17 protein-coding genes are annotated in these 16,931 nt (G+C 67.8%); 9 read left to right on the top strand and 8 right to left on the bottom strand.

Annotated features, from left to right (window positions below; all coding sequences use genetic code 11):
- Nucleotides 1-12 precede the first annotated feature (12 nt).
- Complete coding sequence (locus tag PWS46_RS16165; RefSeq protein WP_434620177.1) at nucleotides 13-1,185, bottom strand: amino acid aminotransferase; 1,173 nt, start codon at nucleotides 1,183-1,185, stop codon at nucleotides 13-15.
- Between the two features lie 192 nt (nucleotides 1,186-1,377).
- Here PWS46_RS16165 and kynU point away from each other — a divergent pair, with 192 nt between their 5' ends.
- From kynU to PWS46_RS16150, 3 genes are read left to right on the top strand one after another with little or no spacing between them, the layout of a single operon-like run.
- The gene (gene kynU / locus PWS46_RS16160; RefSeq protein ID WP_434620174.1) at nucleotides 1,378-2,571 is read left to right on the top strand and encodes a kynureninase; all 1,194 of its coding nucleotides are present in this window, start codon (nucleotides 1,378-1,380) and stop codon (nucleotides 2,569-2,571) included.
- Entirely contained in the window at nucleotides 2,568-3,419 is an 852-nt protein-coding gene (kynA, locus tag PWS46_RS16155; protein ID WP_434620171.1) for a tryptophan 2,3-dioxygenase, read from the top strand. The genes kynU and kynA overlap by 4 nt, the downstream gene beginning before the upstream one ends.
- The gene (locus PWS46_RS16150) at nucleotides 3,416-4,249 is read left to right on the top strand and encodes an alpha/beta hydrolase (RefSeq protein WP_434620168.1); all 834 of its coding nucleotides are present in this window, start codon (nucleotides 3,416-3,418) and stop codon (nucleotides 4,247-4,249) included. The genes kynA and PWS46_RS16150 overlap by 4 nt, the downstream gene beginning before the upstream one ends.
- A 6-nt stretch (nucleotides 4,250-4,255) precedes the next feature.
- On the opposite strand, the gene PWS46_RS16145 is transcribed toward PWS46_RS16150, so the two are convergent.
- The 3 genes from PWS46_RS16145 to PWS46_RS16135 are packed head-to-tail and all read right to left on the bottom strand — an operon-like array spanning nucleotide 4,256 to nucleotide 5,345.
- Complete coding sequence (locus PWS46_RS16145) at nucleotides 4,256-4,411, bottom strand: hypothetical protein (RefSeq protein ID WP_434620166.1); 156 nt, start codon at nucleotides 4,409-4,411, stop codon at nucleotides 4,256-4,258.
- 20 nt (nucleotides 4,412-4,431) lie between these two features.
- A complete protein-coding gene (locus tag PWS46_RS16140) occupies nucleotides 4,432-4,734 on the bottom strand; it encodes a cytochrome C oxidase subunit IV family protein (protein ID WP_434620163.1) in 303 nt (100 codons plus the stop codon).
- A gap of 11 nt (nucleotides 4,735-4,745) precedes the next feature.
- Nucleotides 4,746-5,345 (bottom strand): cytochrome c oxidase subunit 3, encoded by a 600-nt coding sequence (locus PWS46_RS16135; RefSeq protein WP_434620160.1) that lies wholly within the window; start codon nucleotides 5,343-5,345, stop codon nucleotides 4,746-4,748.
- A 236-nt stretch (nucleotides 5,346-5,581) separates the two neighbouring features.
- Between PWS46_RS16135 and PWS46_RS16130 the strand changes: the two genes are divergently transcribed.
- The 6 genes from PWS46_RS16130 to nirK all read left to right on the top strand — a co-directional run bounded on the left by PWS46_RS16130 (nucleotide 5,582) and on the right by nirK (nucleotide 12,176).
- On the top strand, nucleotides 5,582-6,034 hold the full coding sequence (locus tag PWS46_RS16130) for a c-type cytochrome (RefSeq protein ID WP_434620157.1): 453 nt from the start codon (nucleotides 5,582-5,584) through the stop codon (nucleotides 6,032-6,034).
- Between the two features lie 13 nt (nucleotides 6,035-6,047).
- Nucleotides 6,048-7,397: a cbb3-type cytochrome c oxidase subunit I gene (locus PWS46_RS16125; RefSeq protein WP_434620154.1), complete on the top strand. Its 1,350-nt coding sequence runs from the start codon at nucleotides 6,048-6,050 to the stop codon at nucleotides 7,395-7,397.
- A gap of 66 nt (nucleotides 7,398-7,463) precedes the next feature.
- Nucleotides 7,464-8,291, top strand: coding sequence for a CbbQ/NirQ/NorQ/GpvN family protein (locus tag PWS46_RS16120; RefSeq protein WP_434620151.1), 828 nt, complete (start codon nucleotides 7,464-7,466; stop codon nucleotides 8,289-8,291).
- Nucleotides 8,292-8,474: 183 nt separating this feature from the next.
- A complete protein-coding gene (locus tag PWS46_RS16115; protein WP_434620148.1) occupies nucleotides 8,475-10,391 on the top strand; it encodes a nitric oxide reductase activation protein NorD in 1,917 nt (638 codons plus the stop codon).
- 20 nt (nucleotides 10,392-10,411) lie between these two features.
- The gene (gene mog / locus PWS46_RS16110) at nucleotides 10,412-10,960 is read left to right on the top strand and encodes a molybdopterin adenylyltransferase (protein ID WP_434620145.1); all 549 of its coding nucleotides are present in this window, start codon (nucleotides 10,412-10,414) and stop codon (nucleotides 10,958-10,960) included.
- Nucleotides 10,961-11,108: 148 nt separating this feature from the next.
- Nucleotides 11,109-12,176, top strand: coding sequence for a copper-containing nitrite reductase (gene nirK, locus PWS46_RS16105; protein WP_434620142.1), 1,068 nt, complete (start codon nucleotides 11,109-11,111; stop codon nucleotides 12,174-12,176).
- Nucleotides 12,177-12,396: 220 nt separating this feature from the next.
- Here nirK and kdpC read toward each other — a convergent pair whose 3' ends face one another.
- The 4 genes from kdpC to PWS46_RS16085 are packed head-to-tail and all read right to left on the bottom strand — an operon-like array spanning nucleotide 12,397 to nucleotide 16,873.
- The gene (gene kdpC / locus PWS46_RS16100) at nucleotides 12,397-12,990 is read right to left on the bottom strand and encodes a potassium-transporting ATPase subunit KdpC (RefSeq protein WP_434620139.1); all 594 of its coding nucleotides are present in this window, start codon (nucleotides 12,988-12,990) and stop codon (nucleotides 12,397-12,399) included.
- Nucleotides 12,991-13,003: 13 nt separating this feature from the next.
- A complete protein-coding gene (gene kdpB / locus PWS46_RS16095) occupies nucleotides 13,004-15,049 on the bottom strand; it encodes a potassium-transporting ATPase subunit KdpB (RefSeq protein WP_434620136.1) in 2,046 nt (681 codons plus the stop codon).
- Nucleotides 15,050-15,060: 11 nt separating this feature from the next.
- Nucleotides 15,061-16,770 carry a potassium-transporting ATPase subunit KdpA gene (gene kdpA, locus PWS46_RS16090; RefSeq protein ID WP_434620133.1) on the bottom strand — a complete coding sequence of 570 codons (1,710 nt, stop codon included), beginning with the start codon at nucleotides 16,768-16,770 and terminating at the stop codon, nucleotides 15,061-15,063.
- Nucleotides 16,771-16,783: 13 nt separating this feature from the next.
- Entirely contained in the window at nucleotides 16,784-16,873 is a 90-nt protein-coding gene (locus tag PWS46_RS16085) for a K(+)-transporting ATPase subunit F (RefSeq protein WP_085086427.1), read from the bottom strand.
- Nucleotides 16,874-16,931 lie beyond the last annotated feature (58 nt).

Genomic DNA, 16,931 nt, shown 5'->3' with positions numbered 1-16,931 from the left:
TCGTTGTTCCCCTCAGCGAAGAGCGACGAACTTCGCCACCACATCGTCCACCTCGGCCGTCTTCAGGCCGGCGATGTTGATGCGGCCGGAGGTCGGCATGTAGATGGCGTGGTCGGCGCGCAGGCGCAGCACCTCCGCCTCGGTCAGCGGCAGCAGGGAGAACATGCCCTCCTGCTCCGCCACCGCCGTCAGGGCGGGGAAGGCGCCGGCCAGCCCGGCGGCCAGCTTGCGGCGGATGCCGGTGATGCGGGCGCGCATGCCGTCCAATTCCGACTTCCAGTCGGCGGTCAGGGCATCGTCGCTCAGGATGGTGCGGACCACGGCGGCGCCATGGTCGGGCGGCATCGAATAGCTGGTGCGGGCCAGCGCCATCAGGTTGGACTTGGCAAGCTCGGCGGCGGCCGGCGCCGCGGCGACGGCGAAGATGGCGCCGGTGCGCTCGCGGTAGAGGCCGAAGGACTTGGACGACGAAACGGCGACCAGCGTTTCCGGAACCGCGCCGATCAGGTGGCGCAGCCCCTCCGCATCCTCGTCCAGCCCGCGGCCGAAGCCCTGATAGGCGATGTCGACCAGCGGCAGCACGCCGCGTTTCTCCAGCACCGCCGCGATGGTCTTCCACTGGTCGAGCGACAGCGGCGCGCCGGTCGGGTTGTGGCAGCTGCCGTGCAGCAGGGCGACGTCGCCGGGCTGCGCCGCCTCGAACGCCGCGACCATGCGGTCGAACAGCACGGTCTGGCCGGCGGTGTCGAAGAAGGGATGGCTCACCACCTCCAGCCCGGCGGAGGCGAAGATGCCGACATGGTTGGGCCAGGTCGGCTGGCCGACCAGCACGCGCTTCGACCCGCCGCGCAGGACGAGGTCGGCGGCCAGACGCAGCGCGCCCGACCCGCCGGGGGTCTGCACGCCGGCGGCGGTGACCTTCGTTCCGGCCTCGCCGCCGACCAGCGACCACAGCCGTTCCAGATAGCCGGCGTCGCCTTCCAGCCCCAGATAGGACTTGCTGTCCTGCCCGTCGAGCAGCAGCCGTTCCGCCGCCTTGACCGCGCGGAAGACCGGGGTGCGCCCCTCCTCGTCACGGTAGACCCCGACGCCGAGATCGACCTTGCCCGGCCGCGGGTCCTGCTTGTAGAGGCCGATCAGGGCGAGCAGGGCGTCGTCGGGCTGGCGGGAAAGCGCGTTGAACATGGCGGTTCGTCCGGTCCTTGGTGGTGGTAACGGCGGTGATGGCGGTCGTGAAGTCCGGCCGGTGCGATCCTCCACTTTCGCGGCCTTCGGGACAATGGTGAATTCATTTCGTCTGATACGCTTGAGCATCGCAACGATTTGCAAAGCCAGCGATTGCCGGGCATCCTTCACCGGGAAGGAGCAGTCAGATCGATGACCGATTTTCACAAGACCCGCGCCCGTTTCCGCCTGCCGGACGGGGTGATCTATCTCGACGGCAACTCGCTGGGGCCGCTGCCCATCGGGGTGGAGGAGCGGGTGGCCCGCACCTTGGCCGATGAATGGGGCGGCCAGCTGATCCGCGGCTGGAACAGCGCCGGCTGGATGGTGCAGCCGGGCAAGGTCGGAGACCGGATCGCCCGGCTGATCGGAGCGCCGGCGGGCAGCGTCGTGGTCGGCGATACCCTGTCGATCAAGGTCTATCAGGCGCTGGCCGCCGCGCTGGCGATGCGACCCGACCGCCGCGTCATCCTGTCCGACAGCGGCAACTTCCCCACCGACCTCTATATGGCGGAGGGGCTGATCGAAACGCTGGGCCGCGGCCATGTCCTGAAGGTCGTGACGCCGGAGGAGGTCGAGGCCGCCATCGGTGAGGATGTCGCCGTGCTGATGTTGACCCAGGTCGATTACCGGACCGGGCGCCTGCACGACATGGCGGCGCTGACCGCCAGGGCCCATGCGGCGGGGGTGGTGACGGTGTGGGACCTCGCCCATTCCGCCGGCGCGCTGCCGGTCGATCTGGCCGGTGCCGGTGCGGATTTCGCCGTCGGCTGCACCTACAAGTATCTGAATGGCGGGCCGGGCGCCCCGGCCTTCATCTATGTCGCGCCGCAACATGCGGAGACCGCGCTGCCGGCCTTGTCCGGCTGGATGGGTCACGAGGCGCCCTTCGCCTTCGACCCCTCCTACCGTCCCGGTGCCGGGGTGGAGCGCATGCGCGTCGGCACCCCGCCGGTGATCGCGCTGGCCGCGCTCGACGCCGCTCTGGACGTCTGGGACGATGTCGACATGGCCGACATCCGCCGCGCCTCCGTCGCGCTGTGCGACCTGTTCATCGAACTGGTCGAGGCGCAATGCCCGATGCTGGAACTGGCCTCGCCGCGCGATGGCGACCGGCGCGGCAGTCAGGTGTCGTTCCGCCATCCACAGGGCTACGCCGTCATGCAGGCGCTGATCGACCGTGGCGTGATCGGCGACTTCCGGGCGCCGGACGTGCTGCGCTTCGGCTTCACCCCGCTCTACATCGGCGAGGCGGAGGTGCGCGCCGCCGTCGCCGTGCTGAAAGAGATCATGGACGGCGGGCTGTGGGACCGGCCCGAATACCACAGGAAGGCGATTGTGACATGAGTGGGCCGGAAATGAAGAAGCCCTATGATCCTGCGGCCGAGGGCGCGCAGATGGCCTTCGACGGGCGGATGTCCTACGGCGATTATCTGCAGCTGGACCGCATCCTGGGGGCGCAGGTTCCGCGCTCCACCGCCCATGACGAGATGCTGTTCATCATCCAGCACCAGACGTCGGAGCTGTGGATGCGGCTGGCCGTCTACGAGATCCGCGCCGCCCGCGAGGCGATCCGCGAGGACCGGTTGTCGCCCGCCTTCAAGATGCTGGCCCGCGTCGCCCGCATCTTCGAACAGCTGAACTCCGCCTGGGACGTGCTGCGCACGATGACGCCCAGCGAATACACCCGTTTCCGCGACGATCTGGGCCAGTCCTCCGGCTTCCAATCCTACCAGTACCGGGAGATCGAATTCCTGCTGGGCAACCGCAATCCGGCGATGCTGCGGCCCCACGCCCATCGTCCGGAAATCCATGCCATGCTGGAACAGGAACTGTCCCGCCCCAGCCTGTATGACGAAGCGCTGCGCCTGCTCGCCCGCAACGGCATTCCCGTCCCGGCGGAGGTGCTGGAGCGCGACGTGTCGCAGACCCACCAGCCCCATGACGGCGTGACCGAGGCGTGGCGGGTCATCTACCAGTCGCCCGAGGAACACTGGCCGCTCTATGAACTGGCCGAGAAGCTGGTGGATTTCGAGGATTACTTCCGCCGCTGGCGCTTCAACCATGTCACGACGGTGGAGCGGGTGATCGGTTTCAAGCGCGGCACCGGTGGCACCGGCGGCGTGTCCTACCTGCGCAACATGCTGGCGGTGGAGCTTTTCCCGGAACTCTGGCGGGTGAGGACGGTGCTTTGACGCGATTGAGCAAGATCGCGGATTGGGACGACGCCTACAGCAACAGCGCCTACATCCCCGGCGGCGACACCTATCCCGCCCGCTGGGCGGAGCAGGCCGCCGCCTTCCGGGCGGAGCTTGCCGGTGCCGGCCGGGCGGGCCTCGACCTGCCCTATGGCGAGGGGGAGCGGGAGCGCTACGACCTGTTCAGGCCGGAGGGAGCCGCCAAGGGGACAGTCGTCTTCGTCCATGGCGGCTATTGGATGGCCTTCGACAAGGGGCGCTGGTCGCATCTGGCCGCCGGGCCGCTCGCGCGCGGCTGGGCGGTTGCCATGCCGAGCTACACGCTCTGCCCGGAAAACCACATCGCCGGCATCACCCGGCAGATGGCGCGGGCGGTGGACGCCATTGCGAAGGCGGAGGCCGGGCCGCTGCGCCTGACCGGCCATTCCGCCGGCGGCCATCTGGTCAGCCGGCTTGCCTGCGCCGACGCTCCACTGTCGGAAGCGGTGCGGGCACGGGTGGAGCATGTCGTCTCGATCAGCGGCCTACATGACCTGCGCCCGCTGCTGAACACCCGCATGAACGCCACGCTGAGGCTGGACGAGGCGGAGGCAGCGGCGGAAAGCCCGGCCCTGCTGCGTCCCCGGCCGGGCACCGGCATCACCTGCTGGGTGGGGGCCGATGAGCGGCCGGAGTTCGTCCGCCAGTCGGAACTGCTCGCCAACATCTGGCTTGGGCTGGGTGCCGCAACCTCGTTGCGGCTGGCCGAGGGGCGCCACCATTTCGACGTCATCGAGGATCTGGCCGACCCGGACTCCGAACTGGTGGAGACTCTGCTGACGGCGTGAGCGGGATCACTGGGTGAAGAACATCGCGGCGAAGACGGCGGCGGTGGCGGCGGTCACCGTCACCAGCCCGTTGCGTCCCAGCGCGCGCTGGCGGTAGAGCGCCACCGCCACCACGGTAACGGCGACGCTGGTCAGGATCAGGCCGATCTTGGCTTCGGTCATGGTGATGTCCTTCGGTCTTTTCAGCGGGGGCCGATCCAGCCCAGCGCGCCCGCGGCGGTGATCAGCAGGATGACGCCGCACAGCAGCACCAGCCAGCCGGTCATCGCCAGCCGCCAGCCCGGTCCGGCCTGATCCAATTCCAGGTAATGCAGAAGGATTTCCCGTCCCTTCGCCACCGCCAGCACCAGCAGCAGCGCCGCCCCGGCGATGCCGACGCTGCCGCCCGCGTCGCCATGGCGGGCGAACAGCAGGGTGACGGCGGTCAATCCCATCAGCACCAGCCAGGACAGCGTCAGCCGGTCGATCTTCTTGAAATGCGTCATGGCCGGTCTCCTCAGCGGATCAGATAGACGAGCGGATAGAGGATCACCCAGACCAGATCCACCATGTGCCAGAAGGCCGCTCCGGTCTCCAAATTCTCCACCAGCGTGTCGCGTCCGGAGCGGCTGACCAGCAGCAGGATCACGATTCCCAGCACCACATGCAGGGCGTGGAAGCCGGTCAGCAGGAAATAGAGGGTGAAGAAGCTATCGGTGTCGATGGTCAGGCCGGCGCCCAGCGTCGCCGAATATTCCATCGCCTTCACCGCCAGGAACACCGATCCGACCGCCGCCGCCATCACCATCGCCCGGCGTGCCTGCGCCACCGCTCCGCGCCGGCCGGCGGCGACGCCGCGGGCGGCCAGATAGCCGCTGGTCACCAGCACCATGGTGTTCAGCGCCCCCGCCGTGCCGTTCAAATGGGCCTGTCCCGCGGCGAAGATCGCCGGATCCAGCACGCGGGCGACGGCGAAGCCGATGAAGGCGGCCCCGAACACCGCGAGTTCGCTGAAGATCAGGATCCACATCATCAGGTTGCCGGGCAGGGCGGCGAGGCCGCCCGCCCGTTCTTCGGGCTCCGTCAATTCCAGGCCCGTCATCTCGATGTCGGCCATATCCAAGTCCCGTGTCCAAACCTTGTCATCACGTGTGCGAACGATAATCCCGTGCTCCGCCGGTCGGCTTGACCGCGGTCAAGGAATGACCTTCCGCCACGGTCAATTATTCGTCCGACCCGTGGCGGTAGGACGCTGCGACACCCGGCTTCAGAACCCCCGGCATCGCGCACCCAACGCCTTCCGAACCGACCCCCACTCGACCGACAGATCGAGATTTCCAGGGATCCCGAGCGATGACCGAACGCTTTACCAAGGCGGCCGCGCGAAACATCTTCTACGGCGGATCGCTGTTCTTCTTCGCGACCTTCGTCACGATGACAGCGCTCAGCCACAATTACATCGTCAACACCAGCACCGACAAGAAGGGGCTGACCGAGGCGGTCGCCCGCGGCAAGCATGTGTGGGAGAGGAACTCCTGCATCAACTGCCACACGCTGCTGGGCGAGGGCGCCTATTTCGCCCCCGAGCTGGGCAATGTCTGGCTGCGCTATGGCGGCGACAAGGATCCCGAGGGCGCCGTGATGGCGCTGAAGGCCTGGATGGCGGCCCAGCCCTCCGGGATCGAGGGCCGGCGCCAGATGCCGCAGTTCAACCTCACGGAAAAGGAGGTCGAGGATCTCGCCGCCTTCCTGGAATGGACCAGCCGCATCAACACCCAGAACTGGCCGCCCAAGCTGTCGGGCTGAGGAGATTTCCGTCATGAAGTACGAATCGCAAAAAGTCGCCCTCTATTACTTTGCGGCGGCCATGGGACTGTTCGGTGTGCAGATCCTGGTGGGGCTCCTGGCCGGCACCGTCTATGTGCTGCCCAACACGATGTCGGAGCTGCTGCCCTTCAACATCATCCGGATGATCCACACCAACGCGCTGATCGTCTGGCTGCTGATCGGCTTCTTCGGCGCCGCCTATTACCTGATCCCGGAAGAGGCGGAGACGGAGCTGCACAGCCCGAAGCTGGCGCTGATCCAACTCGGCCTGTTCGTCTTCGGCGCGCTTGCCGCCGTCGTCGGCTATGTCTTCCGCATCCATGAGGGGCGCGAGTTCCTGGAACAGCCGATGTGGATCAAGGCCGCCATCGTCGTCGTCGCGCTGATGTTCCTCTACAACGTCACGCTGACGGTGCTGAAGGGCCGCCGCACGGTCATCACCAACATCCTGCTGGTGGGCATGTGGGGGATCGCCATCTTCTTCCTGTTCTCCTTCTACAACCCGGCCAACCTGTCGCTGGACAAGATGTACTGGTGGTACGTCGTCCATCTGTGGGTCGAGGGCGTGTGGGAATTGGTCCTGGCCTCCATCCTCGCCTTCCTGATGATCAAGATGACCGGCGTCGACCGTGAAGTGGTCGAGAAGTGGCTCTATGCCATGGTCGGTCTGGCCCTGTTCAGCGGCATCCTCGGCACCGGCCACCATTATTACTGGATCGGCACGCCCGGTTACTGGCAGTGGATCGGCTCGCTGTTCTCCACGCTGGAAGTCGCCCCCTTCTTCACGATGGTCGTCTTCGCCTTCATGATGGTGTGGAAGAGCGGCCGCCGTCATCCGAACAAGGCGGCGATGCTGTGGTCGCTGGGCTGCGCGGTCTTCGCCTTCTTCGGCGCCGGGCTGTGGGGTTTCCTGCACACGCTGGCCCCGATCAACTACTACACCCACGGCACCCAGGTGACCGCGGCGCACGGCCACCTCGCCTTCTACGGCGCCTATGCGATGATCAACCTCGCCATCATCACCTACGCCATGCCCTACCTGCGCGGTCGGGCGCCTTACAATCAGACCCTCAACATCTGGAGCTTCTGGCTGATGAGCGGCGGCATGGCCTTCATGACCTTCGCCCTGACCGCCGCCGGCATCGTGCAGACCCACCTGCAGCGCGTGATGGGGCTGGGTTACATGGAGGTGCAGGAGCAGATCGCGATGTTCTACTGGCTGCGTCTGGGCGGCGGCGTCGCCGTCGGGATCGGCGTGCTGGTCTACCTCTACGCCATCTTCGGCCCGGCCCGTGAAGACCGTCCGGTTGCCGTCGCCGGCGGCCTCCAGGCGGCCGAGTAAGCCTCGAACCTCCGGCCCCCGTCCGCATCCGCGGCGGGGGCCGTCCGTTTTCCAGGAGTCTTTCCCATGATCCGCAGCGCCGCCCCGCTTACCGTCGTGCCTGAAGCCGCCGACAGCGCCGATCTGCCCTACTATCAGCCGACGGGCGACGAGTGCGCGCTGTTCGAGCATGCCTACAACCACCGTCTGCCGCTTCTGCTGAAGGGGCCGACCGGCTGCGGCAAGACCCGCTTCGTCGCCCATATGGCGGCCAAGCTGGGCCGGCCGCTCTACACCGTGTCCTGCCACGACGACCTGACCGCCGCCGACCTGACCGGCCGCTATCTGCTGAAGGGCGGCGACACCGTCTGGGCCGACGGGCCGCTGACCCGCGCCGTGCGCGAGGGCGCGATCTGCTATCTCGACGAGGTGGTGGAGGCGCGCAAGGACGTCACCGTCGTGCTGCACCCGCTGACCGACGACCGCCGCATCCTGCCGCTCGACCGCACCGGCGAGACGCTGGAAGCGCCCGCGGGCTTCATGCTGGTGATGTCCTACAACCCCGGCTACCAGAATGTGCTGAAAGCGCTGAAGCCCAGCACCCGCCAGCGCTTCCTCGCCGTCGAATTCGATTTCCCGGCGCCCGAGCGCGAAATCCCCATCGTCGCCACCGAAAGCGGCTTGGCCGAAAACCGCGTCGCCCCGCTGGTGCGCCTCGCCAACGCACTGCGCGCGCTGAAGGGCCAGGATCTGGAGGAGGGCGTGTCGACCCGCCTGCTGATCTACTGCGCCACGCTGATCCGCTCCGGCATGAAGCCCGAACGCGCCATCCGCGCCGCCCTGATCGAACCGCTGACCGACGACCCGGACATCCGCGCCGCCCTGCTGCGCGTCGCCGAAGTGACGCTGGGGTAGGGCGGACGACAGCGCAGATTGCGGAACCGGAACTCCACCTTTGCGGCCGTCATCCCCGCGAAGGCGGGGATCCAGGCGTTTCCGCAGCGCTCGTCCGACTGCAAAGCGTGGATTCCCGCCTTCGCGGGAATGACGGCCGACAGGGGCTGTGGATTTGGGCCAGTATTTGGGAGCGCGTGCGTCATGCTGGAGTTCTTCGAACCGGAAGAGACCGTCGGCCGTCTGTGGCACCGCCTGATCGGCGGACGGTCGAGCTATCCGCACCATCCGGACGCCGCCGTGACACTGGAGACCATGCGTCCGCGGCTGGCGGTGTTCTTCCGGGCGTTGGGCGGCGACCGCGGGGTGCGGCTGGCCGCCGGGACCGCAGCGGTGTCGGGGCACCGGCTGTCGCTGCTCGGCCGCATCGGGCTGGGGGAGGAGCGGGTGGAGCGGGCGGCGCTGGACGGCAATGTGCTGCAACTGCCGACGGCCATCGACCTGTTCCCCGATCCGGCGCTGAACGAGCGGCTCTATGAATGGCTCGCCGCCTTCTTCGCCCATGCCGAGGCCCATCCGGCTCCCGCCGACCCGCTGCAGGCCGACCTGCAGGCGTTGCGCGGCGCGGCGGCCACCACGGTGCGGGTGCTGACGCGCTGGCCCGGCCTGTCCGGCATGCACGAGGAACTGGCCCGCGCCGTCGCCGCCACCCGGCCGGCCCGCCGCCTGCCGCCGGTGGAAGCGGATGTCGAGCGTGCCGTCCTGGCGCTGCTCGGCGCCGGTGCCGTCAGCAGCGAAGGCGCGCGCATGCTGGCACCCACCATCCCGCTGTCGGACTTCACCGCCCCCTATGGCTATGCCCGCATGCTGCCGGTGCCGCTGTGGGGCCTCGTCGCACCGTGCGCCGGGCGCGATGCCGCCGCTGCAGTGGACAGTCCCGGCGAGGGCGGGCAGGCGGCCGAGGGCGACCAGCGCCGCCGCGCCGCGACCCGCCGGCAGACCGACCAGATCCAGCGCACCGATCCGCTGATCCTCAACCGCTTCGAAAAGATGCTGAGCCTCGCCGAGGCGCTGAACATCCCGCGCGCGGTTGATGACGACGACGCGGAGAATGCCCGCAAGGCCGCCGACGACCTCGACGAGATCGCGGTCGGCGCGCACCAGCGCAAGGCAGCGACGACGCTGAAGCTCGACCTCGACCTCGGTGCGGCGGTGGTGGACGACACGCCGCTGGTGGCGACGCTCAGCTATCCGGAATGGGACCATGGCCGGCAGGCCCATCTCCCCAACCATTGCCGGGTGATCGCCGAGACGGCACCGGCCGAGGGTGAGTTCTGGCAGCCCGACGCCGCCGCCCAGCGCCGCATCCGGCAGGTCCGCCGCCAGTTCGAGGCGCTGCGCCCGCGCCGCATGCTGTTCACCGGGCAGGCCGATGGCGACGAACTGGATCTGGCAGCCCTGGTGCGCAGCCGGGCCGATTTCCAGGCCGGCGGCTGCGGCAGCGACCGCGTGCATCAGCAGGTGCGCAGCGCCGCCCGTGATCTGGCGGTGGCGGTGCTGGTCGACGGCTCGCTGTCCACCGACGGCTGGATCGAGGGCCGCCGCGTCCTGGATGTGGAGAAGGAGGCGCTGCTGGCGCTGACCCATGGCCTGACCGCCTGCGGCGACGACCACGCGCTCTATTCCTTCACCTCGCGCCGGCGCGACTGGGTGCGGGTGCAGACGCTCAAGGGCTTCGAGGAACCGCTGGGCGCCACCGTCACCCGCCGCATCGGCGCGCTGAAGCCGGGCTATTACACCCGCATGGGCGCGGCGATCCGCCATGTCACCGCCCAGCTTGCCGACCGGCCGAACCGTCACCGGCTGCTGGTGCTGCTGACCGACGGCAAGCCAAACGACGTGGACCATTACGAAGGCCGCTACGGCATCGAGGACACCCGGCAGGCGATCCGCGAGGCGCGGCGCGACGGGCTGGCGGTCTTCGCCATCACCGTCGATGCGCAGGCGCGCGACTACATCCCCTATCTGTTCGGGCGCGGCGCCTATGCCATATTCCCGCAGGTTTCCCACCTGACCAAGGCGTTGCCGGCGCTCTATCGGCAGGTCGCCTGCGCCGCCTGATCGAAAAAGGACCATCGACCATGAGCGAACCGGTGAAGATCGGACCCGTAAAAATCGGAATCGTCACCATCTCCGACCGCGCCAGCCGCGGCGTCTACGAAGACAAGGGCGGCCCGGCGATCCGGGAGGAGCTGGCGCGCATCGTCGCCTCCCCCTGGGTGGCGGAGGCGCGGGTCATCCCGGACGAGCTGGACCTGATCGCCGCCACGCTGACCGAGCTGTGCGACGTCGCCGGCTGCGATCTGGTGGTGACCACCGGCGGCACCGGCCCGGCCCCGCGCGACGTGACGCCGGAGGCGACGGAGCGGGTCTGCGACAAGATGATGCCGGGTTTCGGCGAACTGATGCGCTCGGTCAGCCTGCGGGTGGTTCCGACCGCCATCCTGTCGCGCCAGACCGCCGGAATCCGGGGCCGCAGCCTGATCGTCAACCTGCCGGGCAAGCCGTCGGCCATCCATGATTGCCTGATGGCGGTGTTTCCCGCGATCCCCTATTGCCTCGACCTGATCGGCGCCGGCCGGATCGAAACCGATCCGCAAATCTGCGTTGCATTCCGGCCGAAATCCTGAATCCTAAAAATCAATACAGTTTGTAAGGAAATAAAGGAGGGGCTGCGACAAAATAGCGTTCAAGTCCTACGCTTGACGGCGGTCAAGCGAAGGCGTCGGAGGTGGGCTGAATATTCCCTCACAAGAAACATCCAGCCGAGATGACGCCATGAAGACCAAGCTCTCCCTCGTCACCGTCAGCGCCGCTGCACTGATGATCCTGTCCGGTATCGGCGCCGCTTCGGCGGCCGACACGCTCTATGCCGATCCGAAGGTCAAGCAGCCCACGGTCAGCGTCGTCCAGGATCCGGCCGCCGTCCCAGCCCCGGAAAAGGCCGGCAAGCGGGCGCCGAAGACGCACAAGCTGCAGCTGACGACCACCGAGGTCGAGTCGAAGCTCGACGACGGCACCACCTACACCTACTGGACCTTCAACAACACGGTTCCCGGTCCGATGGTGCGGGTGCGGGTCGGCGATACGGTGGATGTTTCGATCTCCAACGCGCCGGAATCGACGATGAACCACTCCGTCGATTTCCACGCCGCGACCGGCTTCCTCGGCGGCGGCCAGATCACCCAGGTGGAGCCGGGCCAGACCAAGGCCTTCAGCTTCAAGGCGCTGGTCCCCGGCGTCTTCGTTTATCACTGTGCGACGCCGATGGTCGCCCACCACATCTCCAAGGGCATGTACGGCCTGATCGTGGTGGAGCCGGAGGCCGGGCTGCCGCCGGTCGATCACGAATTCTACGTGATGCAGCAGGAAGTCTACGCCACCAAGGCCAAGAACCTGGCGAATGCCGAGGACGACTATGACGGCCTCGTCAACGAGCGGCCGACCTACATGGTGTTCAACGGCACCGTCGGTGCGTTGACCAAGGACAAGCCGCTGAAGGCCAAGGTCGGCGAGACGGTTCGCCTGTTCTTCGGCGTCGGCGGTCCGAACCTGACCTCCTCCTTCCACGTCATCGGCGAGATCTTCGACAAGGTCTATAATCTGGGCGGCCTGGAAAGCGAGCCGTCGAAGGGCATCCAGACCGTCACCGTCGCCCCCGGCGGCGCCACCATGGTGGAATTCAAGGTCGAGTATCCCGGCAAATACGCCCTGGTCGACCATGCGCTGAGCCGCGCCACCAAGGGCCTGATCGGCATCCTGGAAGTCGAAGGCAAGCCCGACGACAGCATCATCCTGGACAAGACCGGAGACGGCCGCAAGAAGCTGGGCGAGATGCAGCACTGAGCGGTTCGTGAATTATGCTGGGTTATCGTCGGCCGTCATCCCCGCGAAGGCGGAGATCCAGGAGACTTCGCGTCCAAGCCCTTGAACGGACTGGATTCCCGCCTTCGCGGGAATGACGGCCGAGAGAAGTCCATAGTGAGATCCGATGCAACAAAAGCCGCCCTCCCCTGTGGGAGGGCGGCTTTTTCGTGCGTGCCGGATCAAGCGCGACGGTCGCCGCTCAACGGCTGCTCATCTGCTTCGCGGGAAAGCGTTCGTCGAGTGCCAGATTCAACAGCAGCACATTCACCCGCGGCTCTCCGAACAGGCCGAACTGCCGGCCCTCGGTGAACTCCGCCACCAGGGCGCGGACACGTTCGGGCGGCAGGTTGCGGGCCTTGGCGACGCGCTCCACCTGGAAGGCGGCACCCGCGGGCGAGATGTGCGGGTCGAGGCCGCTGCCTGACGCGGTGGCGAGGTCGGCCGGCACCGGACCCTGCGCGTCGGGATTGGCCGACCGCAGCTCCGCGATGGCCTTGGCCTGCGCCTCCACCAGCGCCCTGTTGGTCGCGCCCAGATTGCCGGCGCCGCTGTTCGCGGCGTCATAGCCTTGGCCGGCCGCCGACGGGCGCGGGTGGAAATAGGCCTCCCCGGTGAAGGACTGCCCGATCAGCGCGGAGCCGACGATGCTGCCATCGCGCTCGATCAGGCTGCCGTGGGCTTTTGCCGGAAACAGCAGTTGCGCGGTGCCGGTGACCGCCAGCGGATAGATCAGGCCGGTCAGCACCGTCATCACGACGATGAGGACGAAGGCGGGGCGAAGTTCCCTGGTCATGCGATGAGGCTCCTCACACGAGGCCGAGCGTGGTGATGGCCATGTCGATCAGCTTGATGCCGACGAAGGGCACCGCCAGACCGCCGAGGCCGTAGATCAGCAGGTTGCGCCGCAGCAGGCTGGCCGCATCCGCCGGGCGGTAGGCGACGCCCTTCAGCGCCAGAGGGATCAGCGCGACGATGATCAGCGCGTTGAAGATGATCGCCGACAGGATGGCGCTCTGCGGGCTGGTCAGCCCCATCACGTTCAGCGCCTGCAATTGCGGATATGCTGCGATGAACAGCGCCGGGATGATGGCGAAATACTTCGCCACGTCGTTGGCGATGGAGAAGGTGGTCAGCGCGCCGCGGCTCATCAGCAGCTGCTTGCCGATCATGACGATCTCGATCAGCTTTGTCGGGTCGCTTTCCAGATCGACCATGTTGCCGGCCTCGCGCGCCGCCTGGGTGCCGGTGTTCATGGCGACGCCGACATCCGCCTGGGCCAGGGCCGGCGCATCGTTGGAGCCGTCGCCGCACATGGCGACCAGCCGCCCGTCGGCCTGATAGGCGCGGATCAGCTCCAGCTTCTTTTCCGGCGTCGCCTCGGCCAGGAAATCGTCCACCCCGGCTTCGGCGGCGATGGCGGCGGCGGTCAGCGGGTTGTCGCCGGTGACCATCACCGTCTTGATTCCCATGCTGCGCAGGGTCAGGAAGCGTTCGCGGATGCCGGGCTTGACGATGTCCTTCAGATAAACGACGCCCAGCGCCCGGCCGTCGCGCGCCACCACCAGCGGCGTGCCGCCGGCCTTGGCGACGCGCTCCACCGCCAGCGTCAGGTCGCGGCCGGCGACGCCGATCATCGAAATGATCGTATCCGGCGCCCCTTTGCGGATCCGCGTGTCGGTGCCGGCGATGTCCACCCCGCTCATCCGCGTCTGGGCGGTGAAGGGGATGAAGCTCAGGCCGCCGCGGTCGAGCGCTGCCGGATCGAAGCCGAAACGCTGCCGGGCCAGCGCCACGATGGACTTGCCCTCCGGCGTGTCGTCGGCCAGCGACGACAGGAAGGCGGCGTCGGCAAGCTCGCGCTCGGCGATGCCGCCGACCGGGATGAACTCCGCCGCCTGCCGGTTGCCCAGCGTGATGGTGCCGGTCTTGTCGAGCAGCAGCACGTCGACGTCGCCCGCCGCCTCCACCGCGCGGCCGGACTTGGCGATGACGCTGAAGCGGACCAGCCGGTCCATGCCGGCGATGCCGATGGCGGACAGCAGGCCGCCGATGGTGGTCGGGATCAGCGTCACCAGCAGCGCGATCAGGAAGGCCACCGGGATGGCGGCGCCGGAATAATCGGCGAAGGCGGGCAGGGTCATCACAACGAGCAGGAAGATGACCGACAGGCCCGCCAGCAGGATGTTCAGCGCGATCTCGTTCGGCGTTTTCTGCCGCTTGGCGCCCTCGACCAGCGCGATCATGCGGTCGAGGAAGCTTTCGCCCGGATTGGCGGTGATGCGGACGACGATCCGGTCGGACACCACCCGCGTGCCGCCGGTGACGGCCGAACGGTCGCCGCCGGATTCGCGGATGACGGGCGCGGATTCGCCGGTGATGGCGCTTTCGTCCACCGTGGCGATGCCGGACACCACGTCGCCGTCGCCGGGGATCACGTCGCCCGCGTCGACCAGCACGAGGTCGCCGCTGCGCAGGCTTGCCGCCGGCACCGACTGGTGGGTGGTGGCGTCGGCGCTTGCGACTTTCTTTGCGGCGGTTTCGGTCTTGGTCTTGCGCAGGCTGGCGGCCTGGGCCTTGCCGCGCCCCTCGGCGACCGCCTCGGCGAAGTTGGCGAACAGCACGGTGAACCACAGCCATGCGGCGATCTGGCCGGAGACGCCGATACCGGCGCCGCCGGTCCCCAGCAGATCGCGCAGGACCAGCACCGTGGACAGTGCGGCCACCACGGCGGTGACGAAGATGACGGGGTTCCTGACCAGCTCGCGCGGGTCCAGCTTGCGGACGGCGACGCCGGCGGCCTGCGCGGCGATCCGGGCGTCGAACAGGGAAATCTCCGAAGTGCGGTGCATCATCGGTGGCATCCTCAGAAGAAGGTCCCGGTGCCGAGCATCAGATGCTCCACCACCGGCCCCAGCGCCAGCGCCGGGAAGAAGGTCAGGCCGCCGACGATCAGCACGATGCCGACCAGCAGCCCGATGAACAGCCCGCCATGGGTCGGGAAGGTGCCGGCCGACGCCGGGACCGTCCGCTTGGCCGCCAGCCCGCCGGCGATCGCCAGCACCGGCAGGATGACCAGAAAGCGGCCGAGCAGCATGGCGAGCGCGATGGTGGTGTTGTGGTACAGGCTGTTGGCGCCGAAGCCGGCGAAGGCCGACCCGTTGTTGCCGGTGCCGGAGCTGTAGGCGTACAGCACCTCGCTCAACCCATGCGGCCCCGGATCCTGGATGCCGGCAAGCCCCGCCGGCAGCACCAGCGTCAGCGCCGAGAAGCCGAGGACGCCGAGCGGCAGAGTCAGGGTGGCGAGCATCGCCAGCTTGATCTCCTTCGCTTCGATCTTCTTGCCGAGATATTCCGGCGTGCGGCCGACCATCAGCCCGGCGATGAAGACGGCGAGCAGGACGAAGATCAGCATGCCGTACAGCCCGGCGCCGACTCCGCCGAACACCACCTCGCCCAGCATCATGTTGACCATCGGCACCATGCCGCCCAACGGCATGAAGCTGTCATGCATGGCATTGACCGACCCGTTGGAGGCGGCGGTGGTCGCCACCGCCCACAACACCGAATTGACGATGCCGAAGCGGACCTCCTTGCCCTCCATGTTCCCCGCGGCGGGATCGAGCCCGGCGGCGATGGCGGCCGGGTTGCCCTGCAACTCCGCCCAATAAGCGACGCCGAGCCCGGCGAGAAACAGGATGCCCATGGCGGCGAAGATCGCCCATCCCTGGCGCCGGTCGCCGACCATCCGGCCGAACGTGTCGGTCAGTCCGGCGGCGAGCAGCAGCAGGAACGTCATTTCGACGAAGTTCGCCAGCGGCGTCGGATTCTCGTAGGGATGGGCGGAGTTGACGGAGAAGAAGCCGCCGCCGTTGGAGCCCAGCTGCTTGATCGCTTCCTGCGAGGCGACCGGCCCTTGCGCGATCACCTGCCGGGCCCCCTCCACCGTATGGGCGAGGGTATAGCTGTCCAGGTTCTGCGGCACGCCCTGGCTGACCAGGACCAGCGCCGTGACGATGCTGATGGGCAGCAGCACATAGAGCGTCGCCCGCGTCATATCGACATAGAAGTTGCCGACGGTGCGGGCCGACCGCCGCGCGAATCCGCGGATCAGCGCCACCAGCACGGCGATGCCGGTCGCCGCCGACACGAAGTTCTGCACCGTCAGCCCGGCCATCTGGCTCAGGTAGCTCAGCGTGCTCTCGCCGCCATAGGCCTGCCAGTTGGTGTTGGTCATGAAGCTGACCGCGGTGTTGAAGGCGAGGTCCGGCGGCACCGGCGCCATCCCGGCCGGGTTCAGCGGCAGCCAGGACTGCAGGCGAAGCAGCGCGTACAGCAGCAGGAATCCCAGCAGGTTGAAGGCCAGCATGGACAGCGCATAGGCCGTCCAATGCTGTTCCTGATCGGCGCGGATGCCGCACAGCCGGTAGATGCCCCGTTCGACCGGGCCGAGAACGCGGTCGAGCAGGACCCGCTCCCCGCTGAAGACGCTGGCCATATAGCCCCCGGCGACCGGGGTGAGCGCGACCAGCAGCGCGCAGAAGGCGACGATTTGAAGGATGTCCGCGGTATCCATCGGAAAATTCTCCTCAGAACCGCTCGGGACGGATCAGGGCGTAGCCGAGGTAGCCGAGCAGCCCCACGGCCACCAGCCCGCCCAGGATGAGATCGAAAGTCATGGTTTTTGCCTTTCCCGCTCACAGACGGTCGAAGGCGCGGACGGCGGCGGCGCTCAGT

The sequence above is a fragment of the Azospirillum sp. B2RO_4 genome (assembly GCF_051124815.1).
GTDB lineage: Bacteria > Pseudomonadota > Alphaproteobacteria > Azospirillales > Azospirillaceae > Azospirillum.
The sequence above is the reverse complement of the archived record's forward strand: the minus strand, read 5'-3'. Positions and strand labels throughout refer to the sequence as shown.

Coding starts and splice junctions, on each gene's coding strand:
- PWS46_RS16135 (WP_434620160.1), bottom strand. CDS start 5,345: ATGGCCGACATCGAGATGACGGGCCTGGAATTGACGGAGCCCGAAGAA.
- kdpB (WP_434620136.1), bottom strand. CDS start 15,049: ATGATGCACCGCACTTCGGAGATTTCCCTGTTCGACGCCCGGATCGCC.
- PWS46_RS16140 (WP_434620163.1), bottom strand. CDS start 4,734: ATGACGCATTTCAAGAAGATCGACCGGCTGACGCTGTCCTGGCTGGTG.
- nirK (WP_434620142.1), top strand. CDS start 11,109: ATGAAGACCAAGCTCTCCCTCGTCACCGTCAGCGCCGCTGCACTGATG.
- PWS46_RS16125 (WP_434620154.1), top strand. CDS start 6,048: ATGAAGTACGAATCGCAAAAAGTCGCCCTCTATTACTTTGCGGCGGCC.
- kynA (WP_434620171.1), top strand. CDS start 2,568: ATGAGTGGGCCGGAAATGAAGAAGCCCTATGATCCTGCGGCCGAGGGC.
- PWS46_RS16165 (WP_434620177.1), bottom strand. CDS start 1,185: ATGTTCAACGCGCTTTCCCGCCAGCCCGACGACGCCCTGCTCGCCCTG.
- PWS46_RS16115 (WP_434620148.1), top strand. CDS start 8,475: ATGCTGGAGTTCTTCGAACCGGAAGAGACCGTCGGCCGTCTGTGGCAC.
- kdpC (WP_434620139.1), bottom strand. CDS start 12,990: ATGACCAGGGAACTTCGCCCCGCCTTCGTCCTCATCGTCGTGATGACG.
- PWS46_RS16120 (WP_434620151.1), top strand. CDS start 7,464: ATGATCCGCAGCGCCGCCCCGCTTACCGTCGTGCCTGAAGCCGCCGAC.
- kynU (WP_434620174.1), top strand. CDS start 1,378: ATGACCGATTTTCACAAGACCCGCGCCCGTTTCCGCCTGCCGGACGGG.
- kdpA (WP_434620133.1), bottom strand. CDS start 16,770: ATGGATACCGCGGACATCCTTCAAATCGTCGCCTTCTGCGCGCTGCTG.
- PWS46_RS16130 (WP_434620157.1), top strand. CDS start 5,582: ATGACCGAACGCTTTACCAAGGCGGCCGCGCGAAACATCTTCTACGGC.
- mog (WP_434620145.1), top strand. CDS start 10,412: ATGAGCGAACCGGTGAAGATCGGACCCGTAAAAATCGGAATCGTCACC.
- PWS46_RS16085 (WP_085086427.1), bottom strand. CDS start 16,873: ATGACTTTCGATCTCATCCTGGGCGGGCTGGTGGCCGTGGGGCTGCTC.
- PWS46_RS16145 (WP_434620166.1), bottom strand. CDS start 4,411: ATGACCGAAGCCAAGATCGGCCTGATCCTGACCAGCGTCGCCGTTACC.